We start from the raw sequence: 11,416 nt of genomic DNA, 5'->3' as shown, positions 1-11,416 counted from the left end.
CCCGTTTCCCCCAGTGATCACTGTAACTCTGATCTCCGCGCTTGGCGACTACCTCATCGCAATCCGTTACACAGCGAGGCTTCTGAACACAACCGTTGTCCAATGCAATCACACGGGGTGATCAGGCAACGATCCCTGACCAGACAGTATTCTCACTCTGAGTAATATCTGAGATCAGCCGTCCGCTACCGGACACCTACGGTGCGCAACCCGTCAACGGCGCAAGAGTTGCATAAGATTGCCGCCGAGGACCTTGCGGAGAGTCGCCTCGGGCATCCCCCGGCGCTGCAGCGCGTCGGTGACCAACGGCATCCCGGCCGGGCCCTCCAGACCAGGCACCATGACCGCGGCGTCCAGGCCCTCGATGATCAGGGGGCGGTCGCAGGCCGGGATCTTCTCGTCGAACACCTCTTGGACGAAGTCGCTGCCGAGGCCGACGTGATCCTCACCCGCCACCTGGACGGCGTACTCGATGTGGTCGGCCAAGTGGTCGACGGTCGGCTTGTCCGCGGTCAGGAAGCCGGCGAAGAAGTTCACGCAGACGACTCCGCCGGTGGCGGCGACACCACGCAACTGCTCGTCGGTGAGGTTGCGGTGGTGCTCGTGCAGTCCGAAGGCGCTGGAGTGCGACGCGACGACGGGCTTGGTGGCCAACTCGAGGATGTGCTCGACGCCGGCCCGCCCGACGTGCGAGATGTCGACCAGGACATCGAGGTCCTCGAGCAACCCGACCGCCTCGACGCCGGCCTTGGTCAGCCGACTGCCGGTCGCGTCCTCCCCCGACCCGTCGCCGAGCGCGCTCCGCCCGAAGTGGGTGAACGAGGCCATCCGTACTCCGAGGCGCTGCATCGTCTGCAGCAGTTCCAGGTCCACGTCGATCTGGGCGCAGCCCTCCAGCGCCAGCACCAGCGCGATCCGCCCGGCCGCGACGGTGGCGTCGAGTTCGGCTCCGGTCGTGCACAGGGTGACCTGGTCGGCGTTGCCCTCGGCGATCCGGTGCGCCGCCTCGATCATCCGCAGCGTCTCCCGCAGCGCCCCCTCGGGCCGGAACTCGTGATCGATGAACACCGGCAGCACCTGGACGTCGATGCCGCCCTCGCGCAGTTGCGGGATCCAGCGATCGCGGAAGTAGCCGACCCACTTCTCCTTCGGCCGGCGCGCCACCAGCATCAGGAGATCGTTGTGCGCGTCCGCCACCACCGCGTCCCGATGCAGGTCCGTCATCGATGTCCCCTCAGTTGTCGCGTGTCTGCCGGGCCACGTTATAACCTCACCGTCTGATGAAGGTGCTGAGCGCGGAAGACGTACGCCGTACTGTGCCGATGCCGGCCGCGATCTCGGCGGTCCGGGACGCGTTCCTCGAGCTCGCGGCGGGTCATTTCGTCCTGCCCGCGCGGCAGATCTTCGGCGACGGCGCGGTGCTGGTGATGTCGGCGTACCACACGCCGAGCCGGACCGCGGTGGTGAAGAAGATCGGCATCGCCCTCGACCAGGTCCCGGCGATCCGGGCGACAGTGATCTGGACCGGAGCCGGCGAACAACTCGTCGCCGACGGCACCTCCATCACGACGCTGCGGACCGGTGCCGTCGTAGGCGTCGCCACAGATTTGCTCGCCGCTCCGGACGCCACCCGCTTGGCCCTCCTCGGGACCGGCGGTCAGGCCGCGGATCAGGTCCGCGCCGTCCTCGCAGTACGTCCGATCACCGAAGTAGCGGTCACCGGCCGCGACGCCACCCGAGCCGCTGCCCTCGCCAAAACTCTGGCGGCTGAATTCCCCGCGGTGCACTTCATCCCCGGCACCTCCATCGACGACGCCATCATCACCGCCGACGTGATCTGCTGCGCGACTTCCTCCTCCACCCCGCTCTTCTCCGTCGATGCCCTCCCCGACCGAGTCCACGTCAACGCCATCGGCGCCTTCCGCCCCACCATGCGAGAACTCCCCCGCGACCTCCTGGCCGCCGCCTCCGTCGTCATGGTCGACCAACGCGAAGCAGCCCTCGAAGAATCCGGCGAGATCATCGACGCCCTCACCTCAGGCACCCTCGCCGAGTCCGACCTACTGGAACTCGGCACCGCCCTGACCACCAAGCCCGACCCCACCGGCCGCACAGTCTTCAAATCAGTGGGCGTAGGCCCCCAAGACTGGGCAATAGCCGCCGCGTTGGCAGCCTCGGTCAGGTCCAGCTGAGGATGCCCTTGCGGTAGGCGTAGAGGAGGCCTACGGCTACGAAGGCCAGGAAGATGAACATCTCGATCAGGCTGGCGACGCCGACGGCGGCGAAGACGGTGGCCCAGGGGAAGAGGTAGACGGCGTCAACGGCGAAGATCACGTAGAGGTAGGCGAACAGGTAGTACCTGATGTGGACCTGGGCCCAGCCCTCGCCGACCGGGTCGACGCCGGACTCGTACGTCTTGAGCTTCTCGGTGGTCGGATACGTGATGGTGAGCGCCTTGTTCAGCGCGAAGGCGCCGAGCAGACCACCGAGGCCGAGCACGAGGATCGCGCCGACTACGCCGTAGCTCTGTGAAACCTGCCCGATCATGGCTCACACCCTAGTGGTGCGCGCCTCAGTTGGTGCAGAGGAGCAGGGCGTCGACGGCGACGATCGGGCCGTAGCCGGACTTCACGTCGGCGACCTGCAGGCGCAGCCGGGTGACGCCGAGGATGTCGCGGTTCAGCCAGGTCTCGGTCTCCTGCGCCATCGCGACCGCGCCGACCACCTTCGCTCCGTTCAGCAGCGAGACCCGGACGGTGCCGTCGGTGAGGTTGCCGAGCCAGGTGCGGACCCAGCGGCAGCCGGTGGTGTCGATGTCACCCCAGACGACGCCCGCCTTGTCGGCGATCACCTCCGCCTCGGCGCGACGCGGCCCCTCGGCCGGCGGGACCACGGTGAACTGCGGGTGGCCCTTGCCGCCGGTCGCGAGCAGCGGCTTCTTGAAGATCCCCCGATAGACATAGTGGGAGAAGCTGATCGCTGACGACGAGGCAGCGCCGTACGGGGCCTGGGCGCCGATGTAGAGCCGGTACGACGCGACGGAGCCCGGCACGGTCGGCGGGATCGTGATGCTGGTCCCCTTGGTCGGGCCGTGCCCGATCTCGATCCACTTCCGCCCGGTCGAGGACCAGCGCTGCAGCGAGACCCGGGAACCGGCCGCGGGCGCCGGGGTGATCGAGCCGACCACCGTGAGCACGCCCTTGGTGGCGTCGGTGGTCTTGATGCTGGTGATCTTCACCGCACGCACCGGCGTGGTCTGGACCGCGGCCGGAGCCGCCTTGCCGGTGCCCGGCACGGACAGGGCACTCTCGGCCGGGACCACCGTGGCGGCGCATCCGGTCAGCGAGAGGGCCGCGACGAGCAGGCCGATGCCGAGGTGGTGAGAACGCAGCGGGCGCACGCCCATGGTGAAACTCCCTCGAGCCCGGGTGGATCCCGGGGTAGATCACAGCTGGATGAAGACACCCTGCCGGTAATGGCTGCGGTTGGCAAGCGAACGACTGCTCTGCGTGACACCGGACGATTCGGCCCGAACAGGTGGATTCGGGCCGCAAGTGGGTACCGCTCAATCCCAGGCTGTGGACCATCAGGTCTTCTGCATGGTTCCGTCCTAAGGGCGAACTAATATTGGGTTATCGCCCTGAATGGGGGGATCGACCGGCCTTTCACGAGAAGGTGGGCCGACCCAAGCGTCGACTTGGAGATGAACAGAAAAGTGACCATCGAGGTCAAGCAACTCGATCGCGTGGTGATCCGCTTCGCCGGCGACTCCGGCGATGGGATGCAGCTCACGGGGGACCGATTCACCGCGGAGACGGCATCGTTCGGCAATGACCTGTCGACGCTGCCCAACTTCCCCGCCGAGATCCGGGCACCAGCCGGTACCTTGCCGGGCGTTTCGTCGTTCCAGTTGCACTTCGCCGACCACGACATCCTGACGCCTGGTGATGCGCCCGATGTGCTGATCGCGATGAACCCGGCCGCACTCAAGGCGAACCTGAGCGACGTACCGCGGGGCGCCACGCTGATCATCGACACCGCCGACTTCACCGCCCGCAACCTGAAGCGGATCGGGTACGACGAGAACCCGCTCGACACCGGGGAACTCGAGGCGTACCACGTGGTCCCGCTGAACCTGACCGGGATGACGGTCGAGTCGGTCAAGGAGTTCGGGCTGTCCCGCAAGGACGCGTCCCGGGCGAAGAACATGTACGCGCTCGGCCTGGTCTCCTGGCTGTTCCAGCGGCCGGTGGAGTCCACCATCGAGTTCCTCGAGACCAAGTTCGCCGGCAAGCCGGCCATCCGCGACGCCAACATCGCGGCGTTCCGGGCCGGCTACAACTTCGGCGAGACCGCCGAGGAGTTCTCGGTCCGCTACGAGGTGAAGCCGGCCCGGATGGCGACCGGCACCTACCGCAACATCTCCGGCAACCTCGCGCTGGCGTACGGCCTGGTGGCGGGTGCCCAGCGGGCGGGGCTGCCGTTGGTGCTCGGTGCCTACCCGATCACCCCGGCGTCCGACGTACTGCACGAGCTGTCAAAGCTGAAGCGGTTCGACGTGACGACGATCCAGGCCGAGGACGAGATCGCCGGTGTCGGCGCCGCCCTGGGTGCCTCGTTCGCCGGTGCGCTCGGCGTGACCACGTCGTCAGGCCCGGGCATCAGCCTGAAGTCCGAGACGATCGGTCTCGGCGTGATGCTCGAACTGCCGCTGGTCGTCTGCGACATCCAGCGCGCCGGTCCCTCGACCGGCATGCCGACCAAGACCGAGCAGGCCGACCTGCTGCAGGTGATGTTCGGCCGCAACGGCGAGGCGCCGCTGCCGGTGGTCGCCGCTCAGTCCCCCGCGGACTGCTTCGCGATCGCCGTCGAGGCGACCCGGATCGCGGTCACCTACCGCACCCCGGTGATGGTGCTGTCCGACGGCTACCTGGCCAACGGCTCCGAGCCCTGGCAGATCCCGGTGATCGAGGACCTGCCGACGATCGACCCGAACTTCACCACCGAGCCGAACGCCACGAACGACAAGGGCGAGCCGGTCTACCTCCCCTACCTGCGCGACCCGGAGACCCTGGCTCGCGCCTGGGCCATCCCCGGTACCGCGGGGCTCGACCACCGCATCGGCGGGCTCGAGAAGGAGGACAAGACCGGCAACATCTCCTACGACCCGGCCAACCACGACCTGATGATCCGCACCCGCCAGGCGAAGGTGGACGGCGTCGACGTGCCCGCGCTCGAGGTCGACGACCCGGACGGTACCGCGAAGGTCCTGGTCCTCGGCTGGGGCAGCACCTACGGCCCGATCGGCGCCGGAGTACGCCGGGTCCGCAAGGTCGGCGGCAAGGTCGCGCAGGCCCACCTGCGCCACCTCAACCCGTTCCCGGCGAACCTGGGCGACGTGCTCAAGTCGTACGACAAGGTCCTCGTGCCGGAGATGAACCTCGGCCAACTGGCGATGCTGCTGCGCGCCAAGTTCCTGGTCGACGTGGTCTCGTACGCGCAGGTCCGGGGTATGCCGCTGGGCGCCGCGGAACTGGCCGAGGTGATCGGCAACCTGGTCGAGGAGACCGAGGGCATCGACGACGACGCCCGTCACCTGGGCGAGGCCGCCGCCAACCTGACCCACGGCGAAGCGCTGCACACCGAACCGAACGGCCAACTGCACCACCCGGAGGGAGCACGATGAGCACCGTCGACCTCGGCCTGCCGAGTCTGCCCGGCGGGCTCCGCGGCGTACCGGCCGCGACCGAGCCGCAGAATCGCAAGGAGTACGTGTCGGACCAGGAGGTCCGCTGGTGCCCTGGTTGCGGCGACTACGCAGTGCTGGCTGCCTTCCAGGGGTTCCTGCCGGAGCTCGGGATCAAGCGCGAGAACGTGGCGATGGTGTCGGGTATCGGCTGCTCGTCCCGCTTCCCGTACTACCTGTCGACGTACGGGATGCACTCGATCCACGGCCGCGCGCCGGCCATCGCGACCGGGCTCGCGGTGGCGCGGCCGGACCTGAGCGTCTGGGTCGTGACCGGTGACGGCGACGCGCTGTCGATCGGCGGCAACCACCTGATCCACACCCTGCGGCGCAACGTGAACATGAAGATCCTGCTGTTCAACAACCGGATCTACGGTCTGACCAAGGGCCAGTACTCCCCGACCTCGGAGCCCGGCAAGGTCACCAAGTCGACTCCGATGGGCTCGGTGGACAACCCGTTCAACCCGGTCTCGCTGGCGCTCGGCGCCGAGGCGACGTTCGTGGCCCGCACGGTCGACTCGGACCGCAAGCACCTGACCTCGGTACTGCGAGCCGCGGCCGAGCACCGCGGTACGGCCTTCGTGGAGATCTACCAGAACTGCCCGATCTTCAACGACAACGCCTTCGACGCCTTCAAGAACCCGGAGACCCGCGACGACGCGATCATCCCGCTCGTGCACGGCGAACCGATCCGCTTCGGCACCGACGGCCGCCTCGGCGTAGTACGCGACGGCTTCGCCTCCCTCGCGGTCCGCGAGATCGCGGACCTCCCGAACGGCGAGGCCGACCTGGTCGTCCACGACGCCCACACCGACGACCCCGCCTACGCCTTCGCCCTGTCCCGCCTCACCGACGCCGGCGTCCTCCACCAGGCCCCCATCGGCGTCTTCCGCGCGGTAGACCGCCCGGCGTACGACGACCTGGTCCGCCAACAGGTAGCAACCTCCAAGGAAACCCAGGGCCAAGGCGACCTCCAGTCCCTGGTCACCGGCTCCGACACCTGGACCGTCAACTAGTACTACGCGGAGTCCGTCGCCGTCAGGTGCTCTGGCGGCGACGGAAGGCGGCTACCCGGGTGCGGTTCTGGCAGGTGACCGAGCAGAACCGCCGGTGGGCGCGGGCCGAAACGTCGATGTAGACGTCGGCGCAGCCGTCCGCGGCGCAGGTCCCCACGCGGGCCGGATCGTGCTCCGCGCTACAGCAGTTGGCTGGCGGTGTGGATTACCAGGCCTACCAGGGCGCCGACGACGGTGCCGTTGATGCGGATGAACTGGAGGTCGCGGCCGACGTGGAGTTCGATGCGGGCTGAGGCTTCTCGGCCGTCCCAGCGTTCGATGGTGTCGGAGATGACGGAGACGATCTCGGTGCCGTAGGTGCGGACGACGTAGCCGACGGCTTCGGAGGCTCGGGTGTCGACCTTGGCGCGGAGTACGTCGTCGGTTTGCAGGCGCTTGCCCAGGTCCTTGATGGCTTGGGCGGCGCGGCCGCGCAGCGGGCCTTCGGGGTCGTTGATCGCGCCGATCAGGGCGGTTCGGACGGCGTCCCAGACGGCGGTGAGGCTGGTGCCCATGTCGGGGTGGCTCAGCATCCGGCGTTTGAACGTCTCGAAGCGCTCCATCATCTCCGGGTCGTTCTGCAGGTCGTCGGCCAACTGGCTCAGCAGCCGGTCGACCGCCTTGCGGGCCGGGTGCTGAGGATCGTCGCGGATGCCGGCCAGCCAGACCAGCGCCTCCTTGTGGATCCGGTCGATCACGATCGAGTCGACCCAGCGAGGGGACCAGCGCGGCGCGCGGGAGCCGACGACCTCGGTCAGGGTCTCGCGGTTGTCGCGGAGCCAGTCGTAGGCCTCGACCATCAACAGGTCGAACAACGCGTGGTGCGCGCCGTCGTCGACCACCGACTGCAGGAAGTGCCCGGCGATCGGGCTGAGCGGCTCGGCGGCGAACCGCGGCAGCAGCGAGCCTTGGACGAAGGCGGTGACGTCGTCGTCACCCAGTCTCGGCAGCGCCGCGCCGATCGTCCGGGCGCCCTCCTCGACGATCCGTTCAGCATGGTTGCCGGAGGCAAGCCATTCGCCGGCCCTGCGGCTGACCTCGGCGGTCCGCATCTTCTCGGCGACGACCGCCTCGGACAGGAAGTTCTCGGTGACGAACTGCTCCAGGCTCTCGGCCAGGCTGTCCTTGCGGGTCGGCACGATCGCGGTGTGCGGGATCGGCAGCCCGAGCGGGTGGCGGAACAGCGCCGTCACCGCGAACCAGTCCGCCAGCGCGCCGACCATCGCCGCCTCGGACGCGGCGTTCACGTAACCCCACGCACCCTCGCGGTGCAGCGTCACGACGTACACGATCGCCGCCAGCACCAGCAAGGACAGCGCGACCATCCGCATCTGCCGCAGGCCGCGCCGCCGCACCAGATCGGCCCCGCTCAAAACCAGTGTCGCCATACCCCGATCTAACCAACTGCCTGGTGATCACGCAGCGCGAACGAGCTACGACCGGGCCTCCGCCAGCGGCCGGGCCGTCCGCCGGTCCATCTGCCCAGACACCAGCGCCAGTACGAGGCCTGCCACCGCCAGCGCCGCGCCAACCCGGCTCGGCCACTCGTACCCATACCCAGCAGCCAGTACTACGCTGCCGAGCCACGCGCCGAGCGCGTTCGCCACGTTGAGCGTCGAGTGGTTCAACGACGCCGCCAGCGACTGCCCCTCGTGAGCGACATCCATCAGCCGAGTCTGCAGAGCAGGGATCAGGATGCTCGCGCTGAACCCCATCGCGAAGACCCCGATCAACGCGCCCGGCTTGCTCTGCGCGAGCCAGCCGAAGGTTCCAAGCACCACGGTCACCGCGATCAGCCCGCCGTACATGCTGGGCATCAGCGCCCGATCGGCCAGCCGCCCACCGACCAAGGTGCCGCCGGTCATGCCGATGCCGTACACGGCGAGCACGATCGTCACCGCCGCCGGGGTGAAGCCGGCCAGTTCGGTCATCGTCGGGGTGATGAACGAGTACGTCGCGAACATGCCGCCGAAGCCGACCATCCCGACCAGCAGGGCCATCCACACCTGCGGCTTGGCCAGGGCGCTCAACTCGCTGCGTACGTTGACGTCGTTGCCGACCGGCTGCGGACCGACCCAGGACCAGACCGCCACCAGCGTCAGCAGACCGAGTACGCCGACCGCCAGGAACGGGAGTTGCCAGCCGAACTCCTGCCCGAGCAGGGTGGTCACCGGGACGCCGACGATGTTCGCGACCGGCAGGCCGACCATCATCATCGAGACCGCCCAGGCCCGCCGGTTCGCCGGCACCATCGAGGCGCCGACGACGGCTCCGATGCCGAAGAACGCGCCGTGCGGCAGCCCGGTCAGGAACCGCGCCGCCATCAGCAGTTCGTAACTGTTCGCGATCGCGGACAGGACGTTGCCCAGCACGAAGACCGCCATCAGCCCGAGCAGCAGCCTCTTCCGGCCGGTCCGGGCGCCCAGCGCGGCGATCACCGGCGCCCCGACGACCACGCCGATCGCGTACGCCGAGACGATGTGCCCGGCGGTCGGGATCGAGATGTCCACGCCGGCCGCGATCTCGGGCAGCAGGCCCATCGTGACGAACTCGGTCGTCCCGATCGCGAACCCGCCGGTCGCCAGCGCCAGCAGCGCCAGGCCGACGTGCCGCGAGCCCGCGGAGCTGTCAGGAGTCATCGAACTTGTCACGCCTGATTGTCGCATCAGCCCGGCCCGCCCCGGCCGAGGTCTCAGCCGCCGGTGTGACCAGCGCCATCGCGTGACGCGGAGGACCCGTTGTGAAAGCATCCGGCCATGTCATCACCGGCCAACTACGGCGATCACCAGTTGAGCATCTACGTGCAGGGCATGTTCCAGAACACCCGGCCGGAGATCACCACTGACCTGTCCCGGCTGGAGTCGCAGGCGGCGGCGAGCCTGTCGGCCGAGGCGATGGGCTACATCGTGCCGAGCGCGGGCAGCGGGTCGACCGCGCGAGCCAACCTGGCGGCCTTCGACCGGTGGCGGCTGGTGCCGCGGATGCTGCGCGGGAGCACCGAGCGGGACCTGTCCTGCACGATCCTCGGCACGAAGATGCCCGCTCCGGTGCTGATCGCGCCGATCGGCGTACAGACACTGGCTCATCCCGACGGCGAACTGGCCACCGCGCGGGCTGCCAACGCACTCGGGTTGACCTACACGCACTCGACCCAGGCGAGCCACTCGTTCGAGCAGATCGAGGCCGACAGCAAGTGGTACCAGCTGTACTGGCCGACCGACCGGGACGTCTGCCTGAGCTTCCTGCAACGCGCCAAGCACAACGGGTACTCCGTCCTGGTCGTCACCCTGGACACCGGCACGATCGGTTGGCGGCCGGCCGACCTGGACCGGGGATTCCTCCCGTTCCTCACCGGCGTCGGCCTGGCGAACTACTTCACCGACCCCGCGTTCCAGGCCAAGCTGGCCAAGCCGATCGAGGAGGACCCGACCGCCGCGGTGATGCACTGGGCACAGATGTTCCCGAACGTCGGGCTGGGCTGGGACGAGTTGTCCTTCCTGCGCGACAACTGGGACGGCCCGATCGTGCTGAAGGGGATCACCTCCGTCGACGACGCCAAGCTCGCGGCCGAGCATGGCGTGGACGGCCTCGTGGTGTCCAACCACGGCGGCCGCCAGGTCGACGGTGCGATCGCTGCGCTCGACGCACTCCCGGCGATCGCGGACGCGGTCGGCGAGCAGGTCACCATCCTCTTCGACTCAGGCGTCCGGACAGGCTCCGACGCGGCCAAGGCCCTCGCCCTCGGCGCCAAGGCCGTACTGCTCGGCCGCCCGTTCCTCTACGGCCTCGCGCTGGCGGGCCAGGCAGGCGTCGAGCACGTACTGCGCTGCCTCCTGGCCGAGCTGGACCTCACCCTCGCCCTGTCGGGCTACGCCAACCACCGCGAGCTCAACCGGACCTCGGTGGTGCCCGCGTGAAGGCGGTCATCTTCGACCTCGACGACACGCTGTTCGACCACACCACCTCGGCGACGGCCGCGATCCACGCCTGGGTCCCACAACTCGGTGGTACGCCGACGGACGAACTCGTCGCCCAGTGGTTCGTGATCGAGCAGCACAACTTCGACCAGTGGCTCGCCGGCGCATTGACCCACCAGGAACAGCGCCGGGGCCGGCTCCGCGACTTCCTCCCGCTGGTCGGTCAGCCGGTGCCGGCGGACGACGACGAGCTGGACCAGGTCTTCACGGGTTTCCTGGACAGCTACCAGGCGAGCTGGTCGGCCTTCCCGGACGCCCGCCCCGCCCTGGAAGTTGCCCGCAGCAACGGATGGCGGATCGGCGTACTGACCAACGGGAGCACTCGGCAGCAGAACGCGAAGCTGGAAGCGATCGGCCTGGCCGAGCTGGTGGACGTCGTGTCCACCTCGGAGCAGCTCGGCTTCAGCAAGCCCGCGCCGCAGGCGTACCAGCTGACCTGCGAGGCACTCGGTGTCAATCCCGCGGACACGTTGATGATCGGCGACAACCTGGAGCTGGATGTCGTCGGCGCTCACGCGGCCGGGTTGTCGGCAGAGCACCTGGACCGGGCGGCCGGCATCACCTTGGCCGAGCTGGTCCGAGCGACGAGCTGACTCCCCCGCGGACCACATTGTCCGCAGGGGCGCCAGCCCGTCCGT

General features: G+C 68.7%; 11 protein-coding genes. 5 read left to right on the top strand and 6 right to left on the bottom strand.

Features of this window, described 5'->3' with window-relative positions:
* Positions 1-213 precede the first annotated feature (213 nt).
* The gene (locus ABD255_RS35190; protein ID WP_344221115.1) at positions 214-1,224 is read right to left on the bottom strand and encodes a dipeptidase; all 1,011 of its coding nucleotides are present in this window, start codon (positions 1,222-1,224) and stop codon (positions 214-216) included.
* Between the two features lie 56 nt (positions 1,225-1,280).
* Here ABD255_RS35190 and ABD255_RS35185 point away from each other — a divergent pair, with 56 nt between their 5' ends.
* On the top strand, positions 1,281-2,192 hold the full coding sequence (locus tag ABD255_RS35185) for an ornithine cyclodeaminase family protein (protein WP_344221114.1): 912 nt from the start codon (positions 1,281-1,283) through the stop codon (positions 2,190-2,192).
* Here ABD255_RS35185 and ABD255_RS35180 read toward each other — a convergent pair.
* Complete coding sequence (locus tag ABD255_RS35180; protein ID WP_344221113.1) at positions 2,179-2,547, bottom strand: NADH-quinone oxidoreductase subunit A; 369 nt, start codon at positions 2,545-2,547, stop codon at positions 2,179-2,181. The two genes, ABD255_RS35185 and ABD255_RS35180, sit on opposite strands and share 14 nt — an antisense overlap.
* Before the next feature lie 25 nt (positions 2,548-2,572).
* The gene (locus ABD255_RS35175; RefSeq protein WP_344221112.1) at positions 2,573-3,406 is read right to left on the bottom strand and encodes a hypothetical protein; all 834 of its coding nucleotides are present in this window, start codon (positions 3,404-3,406) and stop codon (positions 2,573-2,575) included.
* 297 nt (positions 3,407-3,703) lie between these two features.
* Here ABD255_RS35175 and ABD255_RS35170 point away from each other — a divergent pair, with 297 nt between their 5' ends.
* Together ABD255_RS35170 and ABD255_RS35165 are read left to right on the top strand one after the other, a co-directional pair.
* The gene (locus tag ABD255_RS35170) at positions 3,704-5,686 is read left to right on the top strand and encodes a 2-oxoacid:acceptor oxidoreductase subunit alpha (protein WP_344221111.1); all 1,983 of its coding nucleotides are present in this window, start codon (positions 3,704-3,706) and stop codon (positions 5,684-5,686) included.
* Positions 5,683-6,762 carry a 2-oxoacid:ferredoxin oxidoreductase subunit beta gene (locus ABD255_RS35165; RefSeq protein WP_344221110.1) on the top strand — a complete coding sequence of 360 codons (1,080 nt, stop codon included), beginning with the start codon at positions 5,683-5,685 and terminating at the stop codon, positions 6,760-6,762. The genes ABD255_RS35170 and ABD255_RS35165 overlap by 4 nt, the downstream gene beginning before the upstream one ends.
* 22 nt (positions 6,763-6,784) lie before the next feature.
* On the opposite strand, the gene ABD255_RS43935 is transcribed toward ABD255_RS35165, so the two are convergent.
* From ABD255_RS43935 to ABD255_RS35155, 3 genes are read right to left on the bottom strand one after another with little or no spacing between them, the layout of a single operon-like run.
* On the bottom strand, positions 6,785-6,919 hold the full coding sequence (locus ABD255_RS43935) for a CGNR zinc finger domain-containing protein (RefSeq protein ID WP_425554615.1): 135 nt from the start codon (positions 6,917-6,919) through the stop codon (positions 6,785-6,787).
* A 22-nt stretch (positions 6,920-6,941) separates the two neighbouring features.
* A complete protein-coding gene (locus ABD255_RS35160) occupies positions 6,942-8,189 on the bottom strand; it encodes a DUF445 domain-containing protein (RefSeq protein WP_344221109.1) in 1,248 nt (415 codons plus the stop codon).
* 45 nt (positions 8,190-8,234) lie between these two features.
* Complete coding sequence (locus ABD255_RS35155) at positions 8,235-9,440, bottom strand: MFS transporter (protein WP_344221108.1); 1,206 nt, start codon at positions 9,438-9,440, stop codon at positions 8,235-8,237.
* 117 nt (positions 9,441-9,557) lie between these two features.
* Here ABD255_RS35155 and ABD255_RS35150 point away from each other — a divergent pair, with 117 nt between their 5' ends.
* Positions 9,558-10,718 (top strand): alpha-hydroxy-acid oxidizing protein, encoded by a 1,161-nt coding sequence (locus ABD255_RS35150; RefSeq protein ID WP_344221107.1) that lies wholly within the window; start codon positions 9,558-9,560, stop codon positions 10,716-10,718.
* Entirely contained in the window at positions 10,715-11,371 is a 657-nt protein-coding gene (locus ABD255_RS35145) for an HAD family hydrolase (protein WP_344221106.1), read from the top strand. Before ABD255_RS35150 ends, ABD255_RS35145 begins: the two co-directional genes overlap by 4 nt.
* Positions 11,372-11,416: the final 45 nt, after the last annotated feature.

Origin of the sequence: Kribbella sancticallisti (assembly GCF_039530625.1) — a bacterium.
Lineage (GTDB): Bacteria > Actinomycetota > Actinomycetes > Propionibacteriales > Kribbellaceae > Kribbella > Kribbella sancticallisti.
The sequence above is the reverse complement of the archived record's forward strand: the minus strand, read 5'-3'. Positions and strand labels throughout refer to the sequence as shown.

Coding starts and splice junctions, on each gene's coding strand:
- ABD255_RS35155 (WP_344221108.1), bottom strand. CDS start 9,440: ATGACTCCTGACAGCTCCGCGGGCTCGCGGCACGTCGGCCTGGCGCTG.
- ABD255_RS35175 (WP_344221112.1), bottom strand. CDS start 3,406: ATGGGCGTGCGCCCGCTGCGTTCTCACCACCTCGGCATCGGCCTGCTC.
- ABD255_RS35170 (WP_344221111.1), top strand. CDS start 3,704: ATGAACAGAAAAGTGACCATCGAGGTCAAGCAACTCGATCGCGTGGTG.
- ABD255_RS35160 (WP_344221109.1), bottom strand. CDS start 8,189: ATGGCGACACTGGTTTTGAGCGGGGCCGATCTGGTGCGGCGGCGCGGC.
- ABD255_RS35150 (WP_344221107.1), top strand. CDS start 9,558: ATGTCATCACCGGCCAACTACGGCGATCACCAGTTGAGCATCTACGTG.
- ABD255_RS35190 (WP_344221115.1), bottom strand. CDS start 1,224: ATGACGGACCTGCATCGGGACGCGGTGGTGGCGGACGCGCACAACGAT.
- ABD255_RS35185 (WP_344221114.1), top strand. CDS start 1,281: ATGAAGGTGCTGAGCGCGGAAGACGTACGCCGTACTGTGCCGATGCCG.
- ABD255_RS35165 (WP_344221110.1), top strand. CDS start 5,683: ATGAGCACCGTCGACCTCGGCCTGCCGAGTCTGCCCGGCGGGCTCCGC.
- ABD255_RS35180 (WP_344221113.1), bottom strand. CDS start 2,547: ATGATCGGGCAGGTTTCACAGAGCTACGGCGTAGTCGGCGCGATCCTC.